This is a genomic window from Actinotignum timonense (assembly GCF_002860685.3).
GTDB classification, from domain to species: Bacteria; Actinomycetota; Actinomycetes; order Actinomycetales; family Actinomycetaceae; genus Actinotignum; species Actinotignum timonense.
Genome location: NZ_CP136960.1, coordinates 2,139,140 through 2,163,884, shown reverse-complemented (window position 1 = coordinate 2,163,884; position 24,745 = coordinate 2,139,140). Strand labels below are relative to the sequence as shown.

The 24,745-nt window shown below is 62.3% G+C and carries 19 protein-coding genes; 9 read left to right on the top strand and 10 right to left on the bottom strand.

The features are described 5' to 3' along the window. The first annotated feature begins 3 nt into the window (after positions 1–3). Positions 4–780 (top strand): hypothetical protein, encoded by a 777-nt coding sequence (locus CYJ17_RS09065; protein WP_087070494.1) that lies wholly within the window; start codon positions 4–6, stop codon positions 778–780. Positions 781–832: 52 nt separating this feature from the next. Here the strand turns inward: CYJ17_RS09065 and CYJ17_RS09060 are convergent, their stop codons facing one another. Then, complete coding sequence (locus CYJ17_RS09060) at positions 833–1,822, bottom strand: glycosyltransferase family 2 protein (RefSeq protein ID WP_087070495.1); 990 nt, start codon at positions 1,820–1,822, stop codon at positions 833–835. Between the two features lie 63 nt (positions 1,823–1,885). Beyond that, the gene (locus tag CYJ17_RS09055; RefSeq protein ID WP_087070496.1) at positions 1,886–3,223 is read right to left on the bottom strand and encodes an MATE family efflux transporter; all 1,338 of its coding nucleotides are present in this window, start codon (positions 3,221–3,223) and stop codon (positions 1,886–1,888) included. Between the two features lie 213 nt (positions 3,224–3,436). Between CYJ17_RS09055 and CYJ17_RS09050 the strand changes: the two genes are divergently transcribed. After that, positions 3,437–4,324 carry a glycosyltransferase family 2 protein gene (locus tag CYJ17_RS09050; RefSeq protein WP_087070497.1) on the top strand — a complete coding sequence of 296 codons (888 nt, stop codon included), beginning with the start codon at positions 3,437–3,439 and terminating at the stop codon, positions 4,322–4,324. A gap of 61 nt (positions 4,325–4,385) precedes the next feature. On the opposite strand, the gene CYJ17_RS09045 is transcribed toward CYJ17_RS09050, so the two are convergent. From CYJ17_RS09045 to CYJ17_RS09030, 4 genes are all read right to left on the bottom strand, one after another. Beyond that, positions 4,386–5,465 (bottom strand): acyltransferase family protein, encoded by a 1,080-nt coding sequence (locus tag CYJ17_RS09045; RefSeq protein ID WP_087070498.1) that lies wholly within the window; start codon positions 5,463–5,465, stop codon positions 4,386–4,388. Positions 5,466–5,552: 87 nt separating this feature from the next. After that, entirely contained in the window at positions 5,553–6,620 is a 1,068-nt protein-coding gene (locus CYJ17_RS09040; RefSeq protein WP_087070499.1) for an NAD-dependent epimerase/dehydratase family protein, read from the bottom strand. 32 nt (positions 6,621–6,652) lie between these two features. Continuing rightward, positions 6,653–7,027: a DUF2304 domain-containing protein gene (locus tag CYJ17_RS09035; protein ID WP_234984475.1), complete on the bottom strand. Its 375-nt coding sequence runs from the start codon at positions 7,025–7,027 to the stop codon at positions 6,653–6,655. Further along, positions 7,002–7,757, bottom strand: a complete 756-nt coding sequence (locus tag CYJ17_RS09030; protein ID WP_087070500.1) for a glycosyltransferase family 2 protein — start codon at positions 7,755–7,757, stop codon at positions 7,002–7,004. The genes CYJ17_RS09035 and CYJ17_RS09030 overlap by 26 nt, the downstream gene beginning before the upstream one ends. A 126-nt stretch (positions 7,758–7,883) precedes the next feature. On the opposite strand from CYJ17_RS09030, the gene CYJ17_RS09025 reads away from it, so the two are divergent. Beyond that, positions 7,884–9,302, top strand: a complete 1,419-nt coding sequence (locus tag CYJ17_RS09025) for a glycosyltransferase family 39 protein (RefSeq protein ID WP_143231858.1) — start codon at positions 7,884–7,886, stop codon at positions 9,300–9,302. 155 nt (positions 9,303–9,457) lie between these two features. On the opposite strand, the gene CYJ17_RS09020 is transcribed toward CYJ17_RS09025, so the two are convergent. After that, positions 9,458–11,905, bottom strand: a complete 2,448-nt coding sequence (locus CYJ17_RS09020; protein ID WP_087070502.1) for a glycosyltransferase — start codon at positions 11,903–11,905, stop codon at positions 9,458–9,460. Continuing rightward, entirely contained in the window at positions 11,902–13,425 is a 1,524-nt protein-coding gene (locus CYJ17_RS09015) for a hypothetical protein (protein ID WP_087070503.1), read from the bottom strand. Before CYJ17_RS09015 ends, CYJ17_RS09020 begins: the two co-directional genes overlap by 4 nt. Before the next feature lie 230 nt (positions 13,426–13,655). On the opposite strand from CYJ17_RS09015, the gene CYJ17_RS09010 reads away from it, so the two are divergent. Genes CYJ17_RS09010 through CYJ17_RS09000 form a run of 3 tightly spaced genes read left to right on the top strand, consistent with a single transcriptional unit; the run spans position 13,656 to position 17,750 of the window. Further along, a complete protein-coding gene (locus CYJ17_RS09010; RefSeq protein WP_087070504.1) occupies positions 13,656–14,582 on the top strand; it encodes an ABC transporter permease in 927 nt (308 codons plus the stop codon). 24 nt (positions 14,583–14,606) lie between these two features. Continuing rightward, positions 14,607–15,857: an ABC transporter ATP-binding protein gene (locus CYJ17_RS09005; protein WP_087070505.1), complete on the top strand. Its 1,251-nt coding sequence runs from the start codon at positions 14,607–14,609 to the stop codon at positions 15,855–15,857. A 54-nt stretch (positions 15,858–15,911) separates the two neighbouring features. Beyond that, positions 15,912–17,750, top strand: coding sequence for a hypothetical protein (locus tag CYJ17_RS09000; protein ID WP_087070506.1), 1,839 nt, complete (start codon positions 15,912–15,914; stop codon positions 17,748–17,750). 58 nt (positions 17,751–17,808) lie between these two features. Here the strand turns inward: CYJ17_RS09000 and CYJ17_RS08995 are convergent, their stop codons facing one another. Continuing rightward, positions 17,809–19,860, bottom strand: a complete 2,052-nt coding sequence (locus tag CYJ17_RS08995) for a glycosyltransferase (protein WP_180948901.1) — start codon at positions 19,858–19,860, stop codon at positions 17,809–17,811. A 188-nt stretch (positions 19,861–20,048) separates the two neighbouring features. Between CYJ17_RS08995 and CYJ17_RS08990 the strand changes: the two genes are divergently transcribed. From CYJ17_RS08990 to CYJ17_RS08980, 3 genes are read left to right on the top strand one after another with little or no spacing between them, the layout of a single operon-like run. Continuing rightward, positions 20,049–21,113: a glycosyltransferase family 2 protein gene (locus tag CYJ17_RS08990; RefSeq protein WP_087070508.1), complete on the top strand. Its 1,065-nt coding sequence runs from the start codon at positions 20,049–20,051 to the stop codon at positions 21,111–21,113. Then, the gene (locus CYJ17_RS08985) at positions 21,110–22,276 is read left to right on the top strand and encodes a glycosyltransferase family 4 protein (RefSeq protein WP_200807174.1); all 1,167 of its coding nucleotides are present in this window, start codon (positions 21,110–21,112) and stop codon (positions 22,274–22,276) included. The genes CYJ17_RS08990 and CYJ17_RS08985 overlap by 4 nt, the downstream gene beginning before the upstream one ends. Further along, positions 22,273–23,196: a lysylphosphatidylglycerol synthase domain-containing protein gene (locus CYJ17_RS08980; protein WP_087070509.1), complete on the top strand. Its 924-nt coding sequence runs from the start codon at positions 22,273–22,275 to the stop codon at positions 23,194–23,196. Before CYJ17_RS08985 ends, CYJ17_RS08980 begins: the two co-directional genes overlap by 4 nt. On the opposite strand, the gene CYJ17_RS08975 is transcribed toward CYJ17_RS08980, so the two are convergent. After that, positions 23,110–24,744, bottom strand: a complete 1,635-nt coding sequence (locus tag CYJ17_RS08975) for a glycosyltransferase family protein (protein WP_087070510.1) — start codon at positions 24,742–24,744, stop codon at positions 23,110–23,112. The two genes, CYJ17_RS08980 and CYJ17_RS08975, sit on opposite strands and share 87 nt — an antisense overlap. Position 24,745 lies beyond the last annotated feature (1 nt).

Genomic DNA, 24,745 nt, shown 5'->3' with positions numbered 1-24,745 from the left:
GTCATGAACAAGAAAGACGATGAGACGATGCAGAATTCTCACACCACTCCTTCTTCCATCCCTGGCTTGTGCCGCCGGGCACTAGGGAGCTCGCTCGCCATTATCGGCGCAGTAGCGGTTCTTGGTTTAGGCGGATGCTCCAGCGTTGCGGTGGGGGATCCTGACCCGGTGACCCCAATTCCGGTGGCTACCGCTGTGCCGAGTATGCCGGGAGTTTCCGGGGCGTCCGGTACCGGGAATCACACTATGCAAGACCGGGCCGCAGTGACCGATGGTTCTGACGGTTCGGAAGGCGGACGCCCGGTTACGGTTGCGCCCAGCGGCGATGTGGAAGCTCAGCTTGGGGTGCCGGTAGGTCTTTCGGTCGACGGCGCCACTCGGGCGGCATTCACGTTGACAGTCACGGATATTACCCGAACACAGGAGTGCCCTTCGCGCATCGCGGAGCCAGCTGTTTTCACTCCCGAGAACGGCACTTTCCTCGTGGTTGATCTCAGCGCGCAGATGGCAGCTGATTATGCCGCCTACGACCCGGATGCTCCTTTCCTCACCCTGGATCGGGATGCTTTCCATCTCACGGACCGGGAAGGAAATATCCAGGAAGATAGCCACACGATGGCATCCTACGGGTGTTATTCCACCGAGGAGCGGGTCACCCCCTTTATCAACCCGGGGGAAAACGCGGGTGGCAAGGTGGTCCTGGAAACCTCCCTGGAGCACGGCTACCTGGTCTACAATCCCTGGGGAGTGCCGGGATCGGGATGGCGCTGGGCTTTCTAAGCGCCGCTCTCATCCGCTCCTAGGCCGCTCCTACTCTGCTCGCGATTCGCTATTAATCTGCGATGGCGTAGGTGCTGCGCACGTAGCGCAGGTAGATCTTACGGTAGAGCGCCGGGCAGGTACGCAGCAGGGCGGCTCCGGCCGCCAGCTGCGGGCGGGCCTGCGCGGTCGCGCGCAGCATGGGCAAGCTAATAGCGCGCCGTGCCGCACGCACAATATCGGCGGTGTCTTTCTCCGAACGCATAGCCGATTGCGCCAAGATCATCATGGCGAGGGTGCGGTACACCAAAAAAGCGGAAAGGTTCTCCGGTTCTGCCATCCATTCCGGTCCGAGTTGCTTGGCTAGGAACCGTGCGGCATCCTCGTATTCTTGCGGATCGGGAACGCGACCCCAAGTGAGGGACTGGGTGCCCACCACGTAATTGGCCAGGGCATCGGGAATTGAGGTGACGCGCCGGGCCCGGGAAAGCGCTATCGCGGCAACAACCTGATCTTCCCCGCGGTGAATATGCTCGGGGAAACGTAGTCCCTGGAAAGTGGCAGCGGCGAAAAGCTTATCCCAGAGGAACGGGGTGAGGTTATCGGTGAGGAAAGCACGTACCGCCTCCGGGCCCGCAAGGGTGCCGAGGAAACGGGAATGTTCGGTGCGCGTCTGGCCGTTGGAGAGGTGAATGGTGCGTCCGCAGCACACCACATCGGTGTCGGGCGCGCTTTCTACTTCACGCAACATCCGTTCCAGATAGGTGGGTTCCCAGTAATCATCCCCGTCAAGGAAAGCAATATAGTCCCCGGAGGCGTGCTCAAGGGCGGAGTTCCGGGCCCCGGATACCCCGGTATTGTTCTCGTGGTAGATCACGGTGAGACGGGAATCGGCAAGTTCTTTTTCCAGGTCGCGCAGCACGCCGGCGGTGTTATCCGGGGAGTGATCATCCACAACGATGAGCTCCACATCGGGCATGGTTTGGCCCAGGACCGATACAACCGCGCGCCGAATAGTGTCCTCACCGCGGTAGGCGGGAGTGATAACTGATACCCGTGCCATGTTTCCTCCTAGGTCAGCTCAGTAGTCTCCATGGTACCCGCGCGCCGCTCCGGCGCTAGCGTGCTATCGAGTGCGGCGCACCAGGCCGAAGATATGGCAGATGCTCCCCAGCAGCGGGCCCACCACCAGAGAGGCAACCGTGCGCGTTTCTAGGCAAACGGGCAGAAGCATAATGGCGACGGAGACCACCAGGGCCACGCACCAGCCCAGGATATTGAGCCGGTGGTGATCGGCGGCCAGCGCCACTGCCCCAGTCAGGGTAAGAAGAGCCAGGCAGGCCGCGGCAAGCACTAAGAAGCCCAGGATCAGGGGAGTATTCGCATAAGCAGGGCCGAAAATAACCGCCATGAGCCACGGGCCGCACGCGGCAGCGGCCAGGGCGCCAATCCCGCCAATTCCGCCCACAATAACGGCCAAACGCAGCACATAGCCGCGGGTGCGTTCAGGGTGCTGGACGAAGACCGTGATCACCATGGATTGGAAAGCCACCAGGGGAAGCATGAGGGGTGCGCGTGTCACGGACACCGCTTGAATGAGCGGGGCTGCTTCAGAGAATACCACCGGCTCAGTGGTCAGGCTCATGAGGAGCGGAAAACCGTTAATAAGGAGCGCGCTGGCCCCGGTGGCGGCCATGGCCAGCAGGAGGCGGCGCGCCAAACCCCGCGGCGCAATATTAATGCGGGTGCGTGCCAAAGCCCGCACCCCCGGCGCGGCGCTGAGCAGCAGCCAGGTACCGCAGGCTAGCACGCAGGCGAGGGCATAGAGGTGGAGCGCAAGGCTGAGATATCCGGCCACCGCAATGAAGAGGAAACGCAGGGCCGGCTCCAGCGAGGTGAGAGTACCGAAAATCTTCCATTTCCCGCGCCCCGCGAAAACTCCGAGGAGCCCTAAATGCACGCTATTGAGAAGTACCCCCAGGGCAATAAAAGCAATGAGGAGCCCGTGCCCGGAAAACCCGTGAAAGACTCGCAGCCACAGCGGCGTGGCAGCCAGCACCAGGAGCGCGGCGCATACGCCCACCCCCGCACAGATGAGGACCGGCGAAGTGCGGTAACGCGGGCCCGCGGCCCCGGAATCCACACCCGCGCGGCTCTCAACCCGGTCACGGTTTTCGACCCGCTCAGGGTTCTCCATCCGTTCGCCGCTTTCCACGCGTTCGCAGCCCTCCACCCGGTCCCGGCGCACCGCCCGCGTCACTTCATTTTGAAGGCCCGCCACGATGGCAATAATGGCGAAAAGGGCGGCCCAGAAGGTCAAAAACAGGGTGTTATCGGCAGGGGAGAGCGAGCGCGCACTCACCACCGTAATAAAGAAACCAGACAGCGCCCCGGAGGCACCCCCTAAGGCAACGGGCAGCGCAGCCCCGGCAGTTTCTGAGCTCTGGCCAGCGGCGGTGGACATCACGGATGGCCTTTCTCTTCGCAGGATTTCTTAAGTATAGGGCGCGGCCCGCCCGGGCAGCCGGGCTAACGGCACGCTTCGGGCAGGCTGGCTCACCGCGCCCGCTGCGCGCCCGCCCGGACCAGCGCCCTGAGCGCGCCCGTGCCATAATAGGCGCTAGTACGGATGGCGGCGAAACGGAAAGCCGCTTCGCCACAGAAAGGATCACGCCCGATGCGCCTCGATATCATGCTGCCCTTCTGGGGGAACCCGGACTACCTCTTCCAAACCGTGGAATCAGTCCTGGCCCAGGATAGTGATGAGTGGAAGCTCACCGTGGTGGACGATTGCTATCCCGATGAGAGCGTTCCCGACTACTTCGCCCAGCTGCATGATGAGCGCATCACCTATATCCGCAACGAAACGAACCGCGGCATTACCGAAAACTACGAAACCTGCCTGAAGCTGGCCACCGCCGAGTACATGATGTTCATGGGCTGCGATGACGTGATGGAACCGAATTTTGTTTCCACCATCCAGGCCGCTATTGCCGCCCACCCCACGATCGATATTATTCAGCCCGGGGTGCGCCCCATTGACGCGGAGGGCACCGTTATTTCTCCGCTGGGGGACCGTATCAAAACTTCCCTGCGCAAGCGCTCCACCCGGATGGGCAATGTTATTTCCGGGGAAGGTGCGGCCGCGGTACTTCTCACCGGGGACTGGCTTTACTGGCCCTCGCTCGTTTTCCGCACCGAGACGATTCGCGCCACCCCCTTCCGCCCCGGTTTCCCGCTCATCCAGGACCTCGCTATCGTCGTCGATATGCTGGCCGCCGGTGCCTCTATGCTCGTCGAGCCCACCGTGTGCTTCCGTTACCGCCGCCACGATTCTTCCGCCTCCGCCTCCAAGCTTCTGGACGGCACCCGCTTCGCCGGGGAACGGCGCTATTTCGCGCTCGCTGCGGAGGAGATGAAGCGCCGCGGCTGGACCAAAGCCCAGCGGGCGGCCCGGTTGCACGCCACCTCACGCCTCTACGCCGCCACCTTGCTGCCGCGGGCCCTCAAGGAGCGCAGCTCCACCGGGGTACGTACCCTGCTGCGTCACCTGCTCGGCAGCTAGGCCCGGCGTCGTCGTTCTTGGTACGACGACGCACGCACCGCAGCGCGCTTCTTCGCACCCACTAGCGCGCCGGCGCGCGCAACTCCCCGAAGGGATTCTTTTTCCCGCGCGAAGCCCGCATGGCGGGTCGTTCCACCAGGAACCAGGAGAATGCCGCGCCCAGGGCGGTGAGCACGAAAAGAACCGCGCAGAAAACCAGGTAGGGCGCTGCGTCGGCTAGCCCGAGGCGGGTGAGCAGCTGGGTGAGCGGGAAGCCCCAAATGTAGATGCCGTAGCTGAAATCGTGGACTTGGAAGAGCCGCGGGGAGGGGAGCGTCTGCCCGATCCACAGCAGCACGTAGGTGAGGAGCGGCGCGGAAATCTGCGGCCCGGAATGCGGAGCCACCACCATAATCGCCACGGCCGCAACCGTTGCCCCCAGCGCACCCCAGGTGGTGAGGCTGAGGCGGTCTTTCGCCAGGAAAAGCAGTGAGCCACCGAAGAAGAACGGCAGCAGCCGCGAGAGCTGGTCGAGGGTGCCGTTCATCGTGCCCAGGTAGACCGTGGCGGTGGGGAGGAAGACCCGCAGCGCGCAGGTGCCCAGGAAAATCACGGCCGTGGGCCAGATATGCCGCTTGAAGAAGGGGATGGTGAGTAGCGCGCCCACAATGAGGTAGCACACGAACTCGTAGTAGAGCGACCACAGCGAGCCGTTCCAGGCAATGGGGTAGGGGACATTGTGGAGGGTATCCGCGATGCCCCACTGGTTCATGTAGAGGAAGAAATTGCCCAGGATATAGCTGATCGGCGTGGGGCCGGTGGTGAGGTAGCCATCCAGGGTGCCGTGGTCAAGGATGTAGACGAAGGGCGCGAGGAGGAACGCCGTCACCACATTGATAAACAGGAAGGCCGGGAAAATCCGGACCACGCGGTTCTTGAGGTAGCGCCCCACATCCGAACGCAGCCGGGCCGCGGTAATGAGATACCCGGAAATCATAAAGAAACCGAAAACAGCCCAAGCACCTACGGATTCGCCGGGGGTGATCTCGAATTCCCCGACGAGCTGGGTTACCGGCCCCACGTGGTGGAAAAGTACCATCAGCGCAAAAACAAGCCGAATCAGATTCAGCGAATTATTGCGGGGGTCAAGCCATGTGCGCATACGTTCCTTCGCGTGGTCCCATCGCGGTGGGGCGACGACGCCGCGGTTGCCGGGTCGTCGCCCCACGCCGCGCTGCGGTTATCGGGTTTAGAGATACTGGGTCTGGGTGTTAATCCAGGAAGCAAGGCGCGTGAAGCCTTCTTCCACGTCCACCTCGGCCTCGAAGCCGAGGAGCTCGCGGGCAGGTGCCGGATCCGCCCAGGCGTGGCGTACATCGCCGTGGCGCCACTGGCCGGTGATCTTCGGTTCGGGAGCCCCGTAAATCTTCGCGATAATCTGGGCTGCTTCGAGGATAGTGGTGTAGTGGCCCGCTCCGATATCCACGGAGACTCCCGGGCACTTCTCAATTTCGATCATTTTAATGAGGGCGCGGGCAACATCATCAATAATGATGAAATCGCGGCGGATGAGGCCGTCTTCGTAGACGGAAATTTGCTGCTTATTGTAGGCAACCCGGCAGAAGAGGGACATAATCCCGGTGTAGGGATTGGAGGGAGTTTGGCCCGGGCCGTACACGTTTTGCAGGCGCACAATCCCGATCTCACAGCCGAAAGCATCGCCCCACATGCGCAGTAGCTGTTCCTGGGCGATTTTGGTGACTGCGTAGACAGAGGACGGGTGCGGTTCCACCAGGGCGGCGTTCATGGCCACCGGCTCGGCCTCCGGGAAATCCCATTCTTCTTTTTCGAACATGGCCACGGTACGCGAACCGGGGTAGAACAGCTCACCGGCGTGCTCCCCGGAGGTATGCCGCCAGGCACCCTCGCCGTAGACCGCGCGCGAGGAGGCAAGAACAATGCGCTGCGGGATGACCTGGTGGCGCGCGAAGGCATCGAGCATCGTGGTGGTGCCCACCACGTTCACGGAGGCGTGCCGGGTGGATTCGGTCAGGGACTGCCCGGTTCCGGTTTCCGCCGCCAAATGGACCACAACATCCGGGGTGAAGCGCTCCAGCAAGGTATCCCAGGCGGCCGGGTCGGTCACATCGGCCTCGTAGAGCTCCACGCGCTTATCGAAGCCGGCCGTGGGCTGGTGATCCGGGTGGATCTGCGGGTGCAGATTATCGAAAGCGATAACCTGCTCGTGATGGTCGGCGAGGTACGTTGACATCGCCGCTCCGATGAAACCGGCACCACCGGTAACAAGAATGCGCATGGAAGTCCTTCCTGTATTGATGCACATGAAGTTTACGCCTCGGCTGGGGGCGCAGCGCGCTCCGCGCGCAGTAAAGCTATTTCTTCAGCCAAACGCCGCCGGTCTTCTTCCAAGCGGGAGACGGCGGTGGACAGCTGGATCGTTACCATGAGGAGCACCACGCACGCGATCACCAGAATCATATTGGAGGCGCGTTTGAAACCGAGGGCTTGGGAGACGAGGAAAACAACCTGGGGCCAGATCGAAATAACGAGCAGGCCAATGCCGATAAGGAACCAGATATATACGTAGGTTTGTTTCATCCGCCGCGAGCGCAGCAGGATGAACAGGTACACGAGGAAGAGGATGCTCGCGGCGATCGGCAAGAGGCGGTAGAGCACGTTATTGCCTTCCTTCGGTTCCGTCAAGATCTTTTTGGCCGGGGCGGGTAGAGGCTACCGCCATGGCGATAATACCGCGCAGCAGCAGGCGCGCGGCTTTGATTGGGTTATGGGAGGGGGTGCCGCCCTGCCGTTCGCGCATCTCCACGCCTACCTGGGTAACGCGCAGCCCGGCTTTGCTGGCGATAATAAGAGCCTCGATGGTATCGCCTAAGTATTCGGCCGGGAGTTCATCGGCGAGCACCCCGATGGCCTTCCGGTTCGTGAGCTTGAAACCCGAGGTGGTATCCGTGAGCCGGGTGTGATGCACGCGGGAGAGTACGCGGGAGAGGAAGCGCATGGCCCAGGCGCGCGGGCCGCGCACCCGATAGGAGCCCCGTTCCGCAAAACGCGCCCCGATCACAATATCCGCACCGGTGGCATCCATCTTTTCGAGGAGGCGGGCAATATCTTCCGGGCGGTGCTGGCCATCGGCATCCACCTGCACGGCGCGGTCAAAACCGTGGCGCCAGGCGTACAGGTATCCGGTACGCATCGCCCCGCCCACCCCGAGATTAATGGGCAGATTGAGGACTGTTGCCCCGCCGGCCGCGGCCACCTGGGCGGTGGCATCCCGGGAGCAATCATTAATGACCACGAGGGATGCGTGCGGTACTGCCTGGCGTAATTCGGTGAGAACCGCCGGCAGCGCCTCTTCTTCATTCCAAGCCGGAATGAGAACGACGAGACGTGGGTGCCTGTCTTGCTCAGAAGTCATTCTTTGATTTTAGGCCATTGAGGCCCGGGCTTGAACGAACGCCCGTGCTGTGTGCCCTATATGAGGGGTGGTACTTCGCGATAAGATAACGCGGCAAGTGAAACGTTGTCCATCTCAAGGAAATCCATGGTTGCAGCCACACACGCAGATGTCCGGGCGCCCCAGGCCGCTTCATCTTCTCAGCACTCTAAGCATCGGGCGGCTCTGGTATCGCGGTTGCGCAGAATCAGTGCCGGGCGCCCCTGGGTGGTGTGGTTAGCCGTTCTGTTGTTCTTCGGGATTCTGGGTGGGGCACTCAATCTGCACTTCATCATCACCAATCCGCACCTGTCTCCCTTCGATGAATATGTGTACCTTGATGCGGTTGATAAGGCCGGTCGCGGGATCGTGGTGCGTGACGGGATGGCCACGGATTCGTACGCCCGTGAGGTGCTGGCCTGCCTCGGTTTCGGTTCCAATCCGGTGAGTTCGGCAACTATCGGAGTGTGCGGGGGTGATTTCCCTGATGAGAAGCTCCCCTTCGCGGGCTACACCACCGCCGGGGTGCATTCCCCGGTCTACTACTTCCTCACCGCCTGGCTGGCTAAGCCGTTTATGATGCTCGGGATGGGTTTGCTGGGTAGCGCTCGCCTCACCAGCGTGCTCTGGTTGGTGCTGGGGATGACGGTCCTTGCCTGGGGAATGCGTCGCGTTGGTGCCACCTGGGCGATGGCGCTCACGGTGCCGCTCCTCATCACCTCCATGCCCACCTTCCGCACCACGAACTGCTATATCACTCCGGATGCTCTCAATCTCCTGGTGGGCACCCTCATTATTTTCGGGAGTATTTTCTACGCGCGCCGGCAATGGTCTCTCGGCTGGCTGCTTCTTATTGCCGCGGTGGCCTGCGTGGTGAAAATGCAAAATATTTTCGCGGTGGTGGCGGCCCTTATTTTCCTGGTGTGGTACCGGATGCGGCCCGGAAACGGCTGGGGTAAGAAAGCTGCCGCGGAGCCTGCCGCCTTGCCGCGCTGGTGGGAAATTGGCGCCCTCGGGCTGGTGTCCGCGGTAGCGGGCGGGGCCTGGTTGGTTATCCGTCCCTTCATTACGGTGGCACGCCCGGATATTGTGGTGGATCCAACCGGGGTGCTCGATCTGCGCCAGCTGCCCTATATGACCGATGATGCGCTGCAAATTGTTTTCGCCGGGATTGGTGGGACAGCCGAGCAATACCCGAAGTCACCCTTCGCGAGCGTGGCGCTCTGGCTGGGAATTACCGCCATTGTGAGCGTGGCCTGGATCCTGGAACGCCACTCTACTCTGGAGCAGCGTTTCTGCCAGGCTGCCGCGGTGTCCTTCCTCGGTATCGCACCGGGGGTGGTGCTCGGTTTCAATATCCTCGCCGGCTCCCTCACCTTTATGCAGCACCGCTACGGCATGGTTCTTATCCCACTCTTCTGCGCGGCTGCTGCCTGGATTAAGCTGCGCCATTCCGTAACCTGGGGCCTGGCAATTGTGACCGCCTGCATGTACGGCTACGCCCTTATTATTCCCTCGGCAACGTAGGGCGGCGTGGCGGCGCATTGTGGCAGTACAGCGCCGCAACGTAGCAGCTTGCCCATAATGCCAGCGGCATGAACATGAAGATGCCCGCGGAACGCGAAGAGCGATCCGCGGGCATCTGTGCACCTGCCGCAGGAGCACGAGGCGTCCGAGATGTCCTAGAGGTATTTACGCAGCCGGGACTTCACCTTGGAGGCCAGCACCTTCGGGCCGCCGGTGCGCAGGTAATCCACCACGAGTTTGAGATCGCGCACCGGGTTGAAACCGGGGTCGATAAAGCCGAGCATGGTTCCCGGCACATCGTCGCCGGTGCGGAAAGCCAGATCCGCGGCCCGGCGCGGGTGCCGGCAGAACTCCAGCAGCGGGGCGAGCGCCCTATCCCAGTGGAACTGCTGGGCGAAACCGGCGATATTCGCACGCGCGCGGGCCGCTGCGGCGTCGTCGTATAACAGTGTTTCGAGCGCGGTGGCCAGGGCCTCCACGTCACGCGGGGGCACCGAGATACCGATGCCTTCGCTATCGAGGGCGTTCCCGAAGGAATCCCCGCTGGTCGCCACGATGGGTAGCCCCGCCCACAGGTAGTCGAGGATGCGGGTGCGGAAGGAGAACTGGGTTTCCACGTGCTCGAAATGGGTGGAGACCCCCACGTTTGCGTCCAGCAGGTAGTTCTGGCGTTCGTGGTAGGGGACCCAGTCGTGGTTGAAGAATACAAAGCGGTTGGTGAGCTCCAGCTCGTCGGCCAGGGCCACCGCTTCGGAAGCAACCCGCATGGCCGGCACTCCCGGATTCGGGTGTTTCATCCCCAGGAAGTAGAGGCGCACATCCGGGTGGGTGCGGGAAAGCTGGGCGACCGCGCGGATGAGGGAGAGCGGGTCGAACCAGTTATAGACCCCGCCGCCCCACAGGATGACCTTGTCATCCATGCCGATGCCGGGAACCTTCCCGCGGATGGCGTGCTCGGTTTGCCGGGGTGCTTCTTCGCCCAGGCCGAAGGGGGCAATATCGATGAGGCTGCGCACATCCGCACCGTCGGGGAGGACATTGCGGTTGATACGGCCCATGCTCGCCAGCTGCCCGAGCCAGAAATTGCGCTGCTTATCCGAGGCGCACAGGAATTTATCGGCGCGGGCCAGCTGCCGGTTGAGCACCCCGGTCACGCCGGTAATGGAGCGTTCGCGGCCCTCCGGGCCCTGGTCGCGGGCCTGTTCGAGCTGCTCAAGGTGCATGGGATCGTAAATATCGGCCACGATGATTTTTTCCGAGCTCATAAGCCACGGGGCGCTTTCCAGCAGGAAGCCCTGGAAAATAATGACGTCGGCCCAATCGGTGCAGGCGCGCAGGGTATCGGTATCGCCATTGTGGATCTCGAAAGCCTGGGGGGCTACCTTGCCAACTCCGGCCGTGGAACACAACCGCACCGGGTGCTCAAGTGCCAGGCGGGTGCACATCTCCCAGGCGCGGATAGCCGGACCGGCCATTTTTTCCCCGATGGGTTCACCGGTGACTACCAGCACTTTCGCCTGCCCAGAAAAACGCTTCGCGATGCCGAAGAACCGCGCCAGTGCCTCGTGGAGGTCCAGGTAGCGCGGCAGCGGATAGGCCGGCTCCATGGCATTACGCATAAGGGTGATAATCTCCGCATCGGATTTCTTGCGCTCGGCCTGGATCTCCCGGCGCGATTCCACGAGGGAGGGCAAAATATCGCGGAAATACGAGACCGCGTAGGGCGCGGTGGCCGCCATTTTCGTGATGGTGCCTTCCGCGGCACGGTAGGAATCCGGGCCGCGGCGTTCCTCCACCTCGCTGCGTTCCGCGCTGCGCTCCAGGGCAAAAGCGAGGGCGGGAGCGAAAACCGTGCGGAGCAGATCATCGCCGAGATTCTTGTACAGGCAGGCCAGCGCATTGCGTTCCAGGAAATACGTTTCCCGGAAATTCCCGAACTTCTTCATGGTGACGTGGTGGCGGTGGTAGGCCACCGATTCAGGCACGTAGCGCACATCGTATCCGGCCAGGTTGGCGCGCCAGCCGAAATCAGCATCTTCGTAGAACATGAAGTAGCGGTCATCGAAACCGCCCAGTTCCTCGAAAACGCGGCGCGGCACGAACATGGCGGCGCCGGTGGGGAAGAGCACATTCTTCGGGGTATCCCAGGCGCCGGTATCTTCCCGTTCCGCCTCGCGCTTGTAGCCCATCCCGAACCACGTCATCGAGGAATCGACGAAATCGATTCTGTCACCCTCCCAGGTGAGCACCTTGGAAGCCACGCAGCCCACCTTCGGGTCCGCTTCAATCGCTTCCACCGCGGCGCGAATCCACTTCTTGCCGGGCCGGGCGTCATTATTGAGGAAAGCCACGATATCCCCGCGTGAATGCTCCACCCCGAAGTTGCAGCCCCCGGTGAAGCCCAGGTTGGCGCCCGATTGCAGTACCTGGCAGTCGGGCAGTTCGGCGCGCAGGCGCTCGTAGGAACCATCCCCGGAATTATTATCGACGACGACGATCTCCAGATCCTGCGCGGGCCAATCACATTCACGCAGGTAGTGCGCGGCGGCAATGGTATCCTCCGCCCCGCGGAAATTGACAAGAATAACGGAAACAGAGGTCACTTGCGTTCTCCCTTGAGAGTGCTGGCTAGGCCGCGCAGCGCGCGGCGCAGGTGGGGATGCTTGCGGGCACCGGGCTTGCCGGGCTCTTCGTACAGCTGGGTGGTTTCCACTCGCTCATAGGCGTGGATGGGGGAGCGTAGCGCGGCGAGGGCCGCCGCAATACCGCCGTTTTCCTGGGCGACGAGGCTGGTGAGGGAGTGATCGTCGTCGTACGTATTCTGATCCAAACGATAGTTCCCGGACAGGGCCCCGAGCACAAAATCACGCTGGGCGGTATCCGCGGTGATCACCCGGTCCGCAACGGTGAGAGTTTCGTTGAGGACGCTGGCGTTCGCGCCCACGCTTTCCGTGCCGGTCACCCCCACCCAATCGGTGCGGACCATCGCGGTGAGATTCGCGGTGGTGACATCGGCAATGATCACCCCGTGGGTTCCGCTCCACGGAACGGCGCGGGCCGGGAGATTGAGAATATAGGTCACGGCAATTGTGTCGACGGCGCTGGCCATATCGCGGCGCGCCGCTTGGAACGGTGCGGCGGGATCGGCGCTGCGCTCGCTCAGCTCTTTGCTTTCCGGATCCCACAGGTAAAGCGGCTCAGAAAGCGCGCCGGCAATCTGCTCGAAACGGGCGCGGGCCGCGGTATCGGAAGCCGCCACCGCGAAAGCGATACTCGGCTCATCATCGCGGCGCACATCAGCGAAAGCGCTTTCCAGGAAATCCCGTTCGGCGGCGGGAATACCGGCGCTGGCCCAGACCCGGTCAAGGAAATCGGCCATATGGGGCAGGCGGCGATCCGGGATGCGGGCGGCGGCGATGGCCGCGGCGTGCCGGTCTTCCAGGCCGGCCAGCGAGGCGCTCCAGTCGCGCACCACCTGGGCACCGCTGAAAGTGGTGGAGGGGACGGGGAGGGAGGGGACGTCGTCGTTCCCGGGGCGGCGGGCTAGATCCAGGGCCGCGGTATCCACCTCGGAGCTGCGGATCGGGTGATCGATCAGCGCGGTGAAGAGCGGGGCGAGGAATTCCAGCTGGTAGGCCGGGGAAAGATTCTTCGTGAGGATGCGCAGGTAATCGGTGGTATCCAGATCGGGGGTGCCGGTTTCGAGGAGGGCGGTGGTGCGCTGCTCACCCGGTACTCCGGCGGCGCTCAGGCGCCACTGGGCATCCACGGCCAGGGCCGGAAGCGAGAAGGCGGTATCGAGGCCGCCGCACAGGTGGAGCGCCCGCGAATCAAAAGTGTAGACCGGGGCGGGAACCGCGAGGACGCTGCGGGAATCGGATCCGTTCGGATCTCCAGCAAGCGGGGCGCACCACGCGGTATTACGCTCCGGGCTGGCCAGGAGCTGCGCGAGGGCTGTTTTCGTGATGGCACCGGGAGCGGTCACCACCGCGGTGATCGTTTCTCCCGCCGCGAGATCCGCGCGCGGGGCGGGCTGGCCCGGAATGAGCTCCGCAACACGGTAGGGGAGGGCCCGCGCTAAAGCGGGCCCGGCTCCGGCGGGAACAAGAACACAAACACTCATGACTGCCTATCATCCTCCGCGGGGCGGCAAGCGCGGCTCGCATAGCCGCGGCGGCTCCCGGGTGAAACTTACTTTCTCTATCGTACAAGGCGATGCGAGGTGGCGCTGACGGTGCGCGATTCTGCGCGCGGTCCGGCCCCCACCTGGGTAATATGAGACAGATAGGTGCATACGCGCGGCTAACCCGGGTGGGGAGCCATCAGCGCGGATGCCGGCAGGAAAGGTCGGGTATGGCAGCAGAGCGCGAACGCGAGGTGAGTCCCGAAGCGCAAGCACGCTTCGAGAAACTCGCCAGCCAAGATCTCACGCGCGTGGCTATTGACACCGGGTTCTTCAGCGGATGGCGAGCTTCCGTCCGCGATATTTTCGACCATCGCCACCTCCTGGGCCTGCTCACCCGGCGCGAACTCAAAGCACGCTACAAGGATTCGGTGCTCGGGTACGTGTGGACCCTGGTGCGGCCCCTCATTAACCTGCTCATCTACTACTTCGCCATCGGCAAAGTGCTGGGCGCCGAACGCGCCATCCCCGATTTCGCCATCTATGTTTTCGCCGGGCTGACCGCCTGGGGGCTTTTCTCCCAGATCGTGGCGGCCTCCACCGGGGCGATCGTGAGTAATTCCGGGATCGTCAAGAAGGTGTATCTTCCGCGCGAAATCTTCCCGCTCTCCGCCGCCGGCGCGGCCTTTGTGGACTTCCTCTCCCAACTGGCCATTCTGGTATGCGGGGCGCTCATTATTCGCGGGGTGCCGTGGGGGAGCGCCCTCATCTACTTCCCTATCTCCCTGGCCGTGGTGGTGGTGTGGGCGGTGGCCTTCGGGCTGTTCCTTTCCGCCGCGAATGTTTATCTGCGGGATGTGCAATACCTCGTGGAGGTTATTCTTCTCATCGGATTCTGGCTCACCCCCTCCGTCTACTCTTTCGCGATGATCGCCGGGGCGGCGCCGAGCTGGATGATTAACCTCTATCTCCTCAACCCCACCTCGGTAGCGGTTATGGGCTTCCAGCATTCCTTCTGGGCGGCCGGGCAGGACGCCCTGCTGCCCTCCCATCTCCTCACCCGCCTGGGAATCTTCCTGATCATCGGGCTGGTGCTTCTCTGGCTCGCGCAGCGCTACTTCGCCCGTATGCAACGTAATTTCGCGCAGGAACTCTAAAGGAAAGGCGAGTCAAGGATTCTTATGTCACGTCCCGACGTCATTCAAGTTGACGGAGTTTCGAAGAAATTCATCGTCCACAAAGATAAATCCCTCAAGGAACGCCTGGTCAATGCCGCCCGTTCGCGCACCCACGCGGAAGAATACTGGGCGCTCAAAAATGTGTCCTTCAACGTGGCCGCCGGGGAATCGGTGGGCCTGGTGGGGGCGAACGGTTCGGGTAAATCCACCCTCCTCAAAGTGATCGGCGGGATTCTCACCCCCGATGCCGGCCAGGTTCGTACCCGCGGGCGCATGGCCGCACTCCTCGAATTGGGGGCCGGTTTCCACCCGGATCTCACCGGCATGGAAAATATTTATCTCAATGCTTCTATCCTGGGCCTGTCCGAAGCGGAGATCGACGCCCAGCTTGATTCCATCATCGAGTTTTCCGGGATCCGGGATTTCATCCACACCCAGGTGAAGTTCTATTCCTCCGGGATGTACGTGCGCCTCGCTTTCGCGGTGGCGGTGCATTCCGACCCGGATATCCTGCTCGTGGACGAAGTGCTCGCGGTGGGTGATGAGCCTTTCCAGAAGAAATGCATGGAGAAAATTCGTCAATTCCAGCGCGAAGGGCGCTCCATTATTCTGGTGTCACATTCCGCGGCGCAAGTGATTGAGGTGTGCGATCGCGCCGTCGTTCTGGATAAAGGCGCCATGGTTATGGTGGGGGATGTGCGTGACGCGATGTCCCGCCTCCACCAGGGCTACCAGGAACAAATGCTCGCCGAACTCGCGGAAAAGAACGGCGGGGTGCTCACTGCGGTGGATACCCACCCGTGCAGTATTGACAATGCCGCGATTGTGGACGGCGTGCGTACCTCCGACGACGGACTTTTCGTGCATATTTCCGGTGATACCATGCGCATTGCCTTCGATCTGGTGGCTCACGAACCCATGCGCGATTACGGCGTGGTGGTGGAAATCGCCACTATGAACGAGGGCACCCCGGTTTTCGGAATGTCCAGCCGCCGCCTCCAGCTTCCCCTCCCCGCGGTAGAAAAAGACTACGCCACCATCATGGTGGTGCTCCCCGATCTGCATATCGGGGAGGGCGATTATATCGTCAATCTCGCGATTCTCGACAGTGCTGATATTGAAATCGAGCGGCGCAATAGCGTTGCACTCTTCACCACCAAATCCGATGGCATGACCACGGGATTCGTCAAAACCTTCCCCGAAGTCTATGTTCACAATGTTAAGATCGAGGCGGGGAGCGGAACCGAGCAATAATACCGTTCGCGGTCACCATCGCTCCCGCGGATAGAGCGGATAGAGGGGAACCACGTGCCAGTTATCGAAGCCCACCCACGCAGCGCGCCGCTGCGATGGCGCACCCGCGGCTTCGCGGGCCTGGGCGCCCTCCTCTACTCCATCGCCCTGTCCTTTATCTACGGCGTGAACGCGTGGGCCATCGGCCCGGTACACGCCTGGGTGGCCGACCTCGGGCGCCTCCAATGCGGAACCGAGTTCCCGCGCCTGTACCTACAAGAAGGCCGCTGCCCGATCATCGGTTTCCCGGAAGGCACCGCCGCGGTCAACGGTGGTATTTTTAGCCGCGCGGCCACCTTCTTTGCACTTATTTTTCCTGGCGACGACGCCGCCGCGCTCTCTGCGTGGTACCTCATCTGGATCCTCCTGGCACTGGTGGGCGCGTACGGGCTGTTCTTCTGGCTCACCTCACACCGTCTGATCGCTGGGATAGCGGCCGCGGTATGGATGATCAACCCTTCCGTTATCGGCATGGGGAATTTCGGTACCACCTTCTGGGGTGCGCTACTCCTACCCGCCACTGTCTACGTGGGCGTGGTGCTGCTGCGATTCTGGCTGCGGCCGCCCTGGTGGCGCCGGCTTCTTGCTCTAGCTAGCTGGTGCGGGGTTCTCACCTGGGCTGTTTTCCTTGACGGTTATTCTTTCGTCATGCTCGGTTTCATCGCCGGGGTGGTGGTTATTGTGCTGCCGCTGCTGCGCGGGCGCCGCGGCCTACCCGATGCCGGTCGGGGCTTTGTTTATATGGCGGTGGCGAGCGCCGTGGCGCTCGTGGTCTATTACCGCAGCGCCGGTGGGGCCTTGGCCGGTATGGGTACCAGCGAAGATTTCTTCCGTTCCATGGGCGTGGATGTTGCCACCACGGTTATCCCCACCTCGAGCGTATGGTGGGCCGATCTTTTCGGAATCGGGCTCGATGCGGATCTGATGTGGGGAGACGGCACCAACGTTCGCTGGAATTACATCGGTATCACCGCGCTGGTGCTGCTCGTTTGTGTGCTGGTGTGGGCGCGCGGGTCGCGCCGCTACGTGCTGCTGTGGGTGGGAGTGGCCCTGGTGGCCTTTGTTATTGCCCTGGGGCCCTCACTGAAATGGTGGGAGATCCGAGGGCCTTTGACCCCGCCGATTCAGGTGACTGATTATCTTATGCCCCGCTCGGAAGCCTTATGGACCTTCCCGTGGGCACCGCTCTACGAGGAGCTTCCCGGCCTTGATCTCATGCGGGCTATCTACCGCTGGATGCTGGTGGTTCGCCTGGCCCTGCTCGCGGCGCTCGCGAGCGGCATTAGCGCGCTGGTGCGCCGGGAAGCGCGAGGCAGCTGGCGGCGGGTGGCCTGCGGAGTGCTGGCCGCGCTGGCGGTGTTGGCTTCCGCCCCGAACCTCGCGAGCTTGGCGGTAGGCGCTAGCGACCGGGCCACCCATCTTGGGGCTCTTATCGGTGAGATTCCAGAAAAACTTGATGCGGCCTTGCCGGACGATGCCGTGGTGGCTTTCAGTTCTCCGGTCTCGGACGGTAATGATTTCCTGGCCGGGGTGATTGCCAGCGAATCGGATCTGGTTCTCTACAACACCTTCGGCGATAAAGATGTGGCCCGGGCTCGGGAGAACTGGACGCCGGAAATGCAGGACGTGATCGGCTCGCACGCGAACTTTGGGCATTCGGTGTGGCAGGTGCTCTATACCGGGCAGGTGCAAGCGGTGGTCATCCCGAATTTTGATTTCCGCTGGGGAATAGAACAGGGATCCGCGGATGCTTTCGCCGCGGAAGCGCAGGCTCTGCGTGAGCAGATTGCTTCCGACCCGCGCCTGCGGATAGAGACGCACGCGGACTTCACCATCGTCACGCTCGCGGAGTAACGCACTGGTGCCCTAGCAGCAGCCGGTGCACCAGTGCGTTAGTGAGCAAACGGCACGATCAGACGCGCGTGATCCCCGCGAAGTCAAAGGCGGCTGCGAGATCCTGGTGGAGGCGGGGCACGCCCATAATCTCCTGAATATGGCGTTCACCCGCGGTAGAGAGGCGTTCCCACAGCTCATCATCACGCATACCGTCCACAATGGCCCGCGCGAAATCCTCCGGGCTATTGGCGATCAGCGCAGTCTGGCGATCCTCCAGGCCCATGCCTTCCGCACCGATATCGGTGGTCACAATAGGCACGCCCCAGGAGAGAGATTCTCCAACCTTGCCCTTCACGCCGGCACCGTAGCGCAGCGGCGCGATGGAGAGCCGGGCCGGATTATACACATCAGCTAAATCAGCGGCGTAGCCGCACAGCTTCACGCCGTTCCCCTCGAAAACGCGCAGCGATTCCGGTGGGTTCTTCCCGTATACATTGACCTCAACATCGCCCAGTTCCTCGCGGACCAGCGGGTGCACCTCGGTGAAATACCAGTGCAGGCCATCCGCGTTCGGGGGATGGGCGAAAGAACCGATAAAACTGATGCTGCGCCGCCCTTTCAATCTCGCGGGGTGCTCCACCGGGACGTGCACATTCCCCACCACAAAGACCGGAAGTTCGGGATGGTCCGCATGCAGCATCTTCGCTTCCTCGGAAGAAACAACCAGGGTGGCGGTGCTGGCTCGCATCACCCCGAGCTCCAATTCCTTGGTTTGATGCGCGGCGGTGATAAGGGCATCATCACCGGCCAGTTTCGCTTCGCGTAATTCGCGGGTGCCGTGCAGGTCCACCGTGTCAAAAATAACGGGGACGCCCGGAAGTGCGTGGGTCACCGGGAAGATGGCAGCTGCGGCCACCCCGACCCGGGACAGGATCACTCCGCGTACATTTCCACGAAGCAAAATAGTAAGAGCGTAGGCGCTGATATTAGTTTGGCCGTGTTCGTTGAACGAGTCGTAGACTACTTGAATTCCACGTTTCGTCAGGTTTCCAACATAAGGTTCGGGACGTTCCTTATTTTGCGGGATGAATATCGGTTGGTATCCGAGCCGGAGCAGCTCCAGCAGAATCTGCTCCATCCGCACCGAGCCGGAGTCCAGATCCGGGGTGATAACGGCGCCGTCGCACACAATAACAACATTTTTGGTATGAACAGCACGCTCCATTTCGAAGTCCGGGTCCTGGTAGCGGCTCAGCGGCTGTAATGCTAATTCTTTTGCCCACTTCTGAGCGAATTTTGCCTTATTAATAACCTGGTAGCGCTTCGTGCCCTGCGAGGTATCTGTTCCATTCGAGACGCCTTCGTGGTGAATGACAAGGGAGCGCGGTTCATAAACGGTACGGTAGCCCAGGCGCCGCACTTCAAAAGCTAGATCGGTATCCTCGTAATAGGCGGGGATATAGCGCTCATCGAAGCCACCTAACTCGTCAAGAATCGACTTGTGCACTGCTAAGCACGCCCCGGAACAATAATCCACATCCCGGAAATAGGTATAGGAGTGGTTTTCTGGATTATTGCCGTTGCCATAGTTTTCCGTGACGCCGTCGGCAAAAACGACGCCACCGGCTTCTTGAAGCGTGCCATCCGCATATACCAAACGAGCACCTACCAGCCCGATGGAGGGATCTTCCATGCGTTCCACGATAGGAATAAGCCAGGTGGGGCTGACCTCGGTGTCATTATTGAGGTAGATAACGATCTCACCGCGAGCATGCTGGAGGCCGGTATTACAGGCCCGAATAAAGCCGCCGTTTTTCGGCATATGAATGACCCGCAAGCCGAAAATACGATCCAGTTTCTTCCCGGTGGAATCCGGAGAACAATCATCCACCACGATGATTTCATAAGGAATATTCCCCGCGGTTGCCGCCACCGCCTTCAGGCAGGCAAATGTTTCCTTCCAATGCCCGTACACCGGAATAATGATGGACACCAGGGGCTGCTCCGAACAGGGCACCCGGTAGTGAACCTTCTGGAGCACTTTGCGACCGGCAGCTTCCGCACCTGGAACGTGGCGGAGCGCGGAGCGGAGTGCGGCTTTGGCCGAGGAGGAAGAAATAGTGGTCACGGCGGAATCCTTTGGTTGAAGAGGCGGCATCGGCTTTCTGCTCTTTGAATTGTACTGTAGCGGACCCGCGGCACGCGGGAGGCGAGGACGTGGCGGTGCCGCGGCATGCAGCAGCGTAGCTCCGCGTGAGAGCCCGCGGAGCTTGTTAGGCTAGGTGCTGGATCATCGCGACTGCGGCGGAGAGGGATATGAAACTATTTGTGCAGGTTCCGTGTTTGAACGAGGAAAAGACCTTGCCCCTGGTACTGGAATCCATCCCTAAGGAAATTCCGGGCATCGATAGCATCGAGATCCTCATTATTGATGACGGTTCCACCGATGCCACCGTTGAGGTCGCGAAATCCTACGGAGTGAAACACTTTGTGCGCCACGCCCGCAACCAGGGCCTGGCCCGCTCCTTCCGGGACGGGGTGGAATACGCGCTCGCGAACGGCGCGGATATTGTGGTGAATACCGACGGCGATAACCAGTACCCCCAGGAAGCCATCCCGGAACTGGTGGCTCCTATCGTGGCCGGGCATGCCGATATCGTTATTGCCGACCGTCAAACCTCAAAAATCGCGCACTTCTCCCGCTTCAAGAAGCTCATGCAGAATGTGGGTTCCCGGGTGGTTAACCGGGCGGCCGGCACCAAACTTCCGGACGCCGCCTCCGGATTCCGGGCCTACTCCAAGGGCGCGCTCTACCGCCTCAATGTGGTCACCCAATTCTCCTACTGCATGGAGACCATTATCCAAGCCGGAAATAAGCGGCTGCGCATCGATTCCGTGCCCATCACCACCAACCCGAAAACCCGCGAATCACGCCTGTTCTCCAATATTTTCCAGCACATGTTCAAATCCGGGACCGCGATTGTGCGCTCCTACCTCATGTTCAAACCCCATGTGCCCCTGGGCTGGACGGCGGCAATCACCGGGATCCTGGGTGCCATCCCCTTCATTCGCTTCCTCATCTTCTACTTCATGGGGCAGGGCGCCGGCCATATCCAATCCCTTATTTTCGGCTCGGCCATGATCGTGGCCTCCATTATCTCCATCACCATCCTCATCATCGCCGACCTCCTCAAAACCAACCGCGTCCTCCTCGAACAGCAACTAGAAGGCATCAAAGCCCTGCGTTTCGGCCCGCCGCGCCCGCTGGCTGCCGCGGCGAGCACCGACCAAGCCCCCAATGCCCTCGACGCTCCCGAAGTGGATGACCCAGATCACCCACATGATCCGGCTGCCGCACCGAACGGGGGAGCCGCCCGGTGAGAATCCTCGGCTTTGGCACCTACAACACCGCGAACCACCCCCGGGTCGGGGTGCTGCTGCGCGGGCTGGCCGAGCACGGCCACACGGTCCGCGAACTCAATATTCCCCTCGATACCGGCACCGCCGGCCGGGTAGCGGCCCTCGCCAGCGCGCGCGGGGCGCTTTCCTTCGGAGCGGATATTGCCCGGCACTGGTGGCATCTGGTGCGAGCTTCCCGGCGCTTCCGCGGCCCGCACGCCCCGGACGTTATCGTGGTGGGCTACCTCGGCCACTTCGATGTGCTCCTGGCCCGCCTCCTCTTCCCGCGCACCCCCATCGTGCTCGACCACCTCATTTTCGCCTCCACCACCGCCACCGATCGCGGCCTCAACACCGGTATCAAAGACCGCCTGCTGCGCACCCTGGATAGCGCCGCCATTCGCGCCTCCACCATCACGGTCCTGGATACCCCCGCGCACCTCGCGCAGATGCCCGAAAGCCTGCGCGCTCGCGGCGTCGTCGTGCCCGTGGGCTCGCCCGAAAGCTTCTTCGCGGCCCGCAGCCCGCATCCGGTTCACACCCCGCCCCGCGTGGTGTTCTACGGCCTTTTCACCCCGCTCCAGGGCGCCGTCACGATTGCGCGCGCCCTGCGTCTCCTCGAGGAGCGCGGTGTAGACCTCGAGGTCACCCTCATCGGCACCGGTCAAGATTACGCCGAAGCGCGCGCGATCCTGGAAGGCGAAAGCACCCACGTGCGGGTGACGTGGCGGGATTGGGTCGACGCCGTCGCGCTACCGCGCGAAATCGCCGGTCATGACCTCTGCCTAGGCATCTTCGGAACTTCGGATAAGGCCCAGCGCGTGGTTCCCAATAAGGCCTACCAGGGCATGGCCGCCGGCCTGGCCCTCATCACCTCCGATACCACCCCGCAGCGCGATATGCTCGGGGACGCCGCCTCCTATGTTCCTGCGGGGGATGCGAGTGCCCTAGCCGATATGCTGGAGAGTTTCGCCGCGGATCCGGAATCCATCGCCGCGGCCCGTACCCGAGCCAGCGAGCGCGCGGATCATGCTTTCCACCCTGCCCACGTGGTACGCCCTCTCCTCGCGGCCCTCGACCGGGTAGTGGGCAGGCGGGGTACGGGCGCGGCCACCCACCACGCCAAGGAAAAGAGCCCCCGGTGAAGAAAATCCTCAGCGTCCTGCAAGCACCAGCCGTGCGGGCCGGCTTTATGCTCCTCGCGGTTATTGCCGCGATCTGGGCAATCGTGGCCAACCGGGAAGCGGTGGGGGAGGCGCTCGCGGCGCTGCCCTGGTGGGTGAGCCTGGCCGGTATCGCGCTTTCCCTGCTCTACGTGGCCTGCACGATGGTTTCCTGGCGCTATCTTCTCAATGACGTGGGCCAGCCCGTGCCCGCCCGGGTGGCCCGGCGTATTTTTTACACCTCGCAGGTGGCGAAATACTTGCCTGGCGGAGTGTGGAATTTCGTGGCGGCCGCGGAAATGGGTGCGGCACATTCCATCGCCCGGCGGCGCTCCTTCGTGGCGCTGCTCCTCTCCATGGTGGTCTCTATCGTGACCGGCCTGGTACTGGCGGTCCTCGCACTGCTCCTGGGCCCGGCCGGCCTCATGGAAGATTACGGCTGGCTCGCCCTGGCCATTCCCGTGGGCGTGGTAGCTCTTATCCCACCGGTCCTCAATAGGATCATTAGCCTGGGCTTGAAAATTCTGGGGCGCGGGGCGCTGGAAGCCCAGCTGAGCTGGCGGGGTACCGGCCTGGCGGCACTGTGGGCCGCGGCCGGCTGGCTCCTTATGGGCGCCCAACTCTGGCTCATGCTCATCTACCAGGGCATGGCCGCTTCGCTGCCCACCTTCCTGCTCGCCACCGGCGGTTACGCGCTCGGCTGGACCGTTGGCTTCCTGGTGTTCTTCGTTCCGGCCGGGGTGGGAGTGCGGGAATTGGCTCTTGCCGCAGTACTTTCTACCGCGGTAGGGAGCGGGCCGGTTGTCGTCGTCGTACTACTTTCGCGTGTTTTCACGACCCTCGCGGACGTGAGCCTCGGACTCCTCGCCGGAATCGCCGCGCGCCGCGCGGCCCGCCGCTAAGGTCTGCGGATGCAGATACTCACGCCAGGCGCAGCGTAGCGCACTCAGGTGCGGGCGGTAGCGGCGCACCACAAGATAAGCAACCACGCAGGAAAGTCCCACGCACAAAAGGAGACCCAGCAGCGCGCGGGGCGGCGTCGTCCATAAAACCGCGAAGACGGGGGTACGCAAGCCCACATAAAAACGCCAGGCCATCCGCACCGTGAAATCAATGGTCGTCACGGCGAAAAGCAGCGCCCCGGCCAACGAAAGCACCGGAATCAGGCGCGAATCGCGGGCAGAATCGGTACGTTCACGCAGCTCGTGGTGCTGGAGAAGAGCCGCCGCGCAGGTCACCAAGAAGGGGAAGAAGAAGGGGAACCAGTAGCGGCCCTGCCACATGACGAGCGGGATGCGATCCGCCACCGCGGTATTGAGGAGCAGGGCGCTGAAGGGCAGCACCACCACCCCGAAAATAACCGCGCGGCGGTGGTGGCGCGCCCCGGCCCGGTAGACCGCAATGAGCAGGCAGGCGAAGAAAATCACGTAGCACAGGGAAACCGGGCTGCTCGGCTCCACGTTGCGCCAGCCCGCGGTTCCGATTGTTTCGTGTATGTAATAGGGCATGGTCCCCAGGATTTGCAGGCCCATGCGGAAAGCGCCCTTATTGGCCACCGGATCGGGTGCTTTCCCGTAGGTGGAGGCCAGGTAATTCCAGCCGAACCAGGCCAGGCATCCCAGGGCGCACAGCCCGAGGAAAATCCAGAATCCGGGGGTGCGCAGGTAATGCCGCACCGCTACGCGCCCAAAAATAATAGCGAAAAGTAAACAGAGCAGGATCGCCCAGTAGGGGCCTACCGGGCGCGCGCAAATGAGGGGGATGGCGGCCAGCCCCCCGCCAATCCACCGCCACAATTCTTCGCGGGCGGGAACCCGGTTGAGGAGGGGGAGGAGGAAACCGGTGAGGGCCAGGGCCGCCCCGATTTCCATCGACTGCGGATTAGAAAAACCACTGAGGGAATAGAAACCCGGGGCCAGCAGACCGATGGTGAGATAGGGGAGCGCGGCGCTGCGCAACCCCGCGTACAGAGAAGAAAAGCCGAGCGCTGCCAGCCCGGCGAAAAGCCCGGCGGAAAGCACCCGGATACCCCACAGCACGTATTTCCCGGAGGCGAGCAGTAGGGGCCAGTGGGTGAGGTAGTAGTAGAGCGGCGGGTAATTAACCGCCGAGGTGCCCTGGGAGATAAGTTCGTCGTTCGTGGTGAAAATACGCGAGCAGAAGGCGGTGGCGGCCGGGTCGTGGCGCCAGCAATCCGGGGCGCCGCGCCGCAAAAACGCGGGGGCCTCCACGCGAATACTTTTTTGAGGGATTTGCCCCGTGACCACCGCGTAGCCGTAAATCTCGTGCTGGGTTTCATCGGGGCCGCCATTGAGCGGGGTGAGCAAACTGAGCCCCATCGCATAGATAAAGAACCCGAGGAATGCGAGGAGGAACATTTTCCCGTGCACTACCCGCCGGCGGTCCTGCGAAAAATCGATGGAACGCGCCTCAGCAGCATTGCCGCCCATG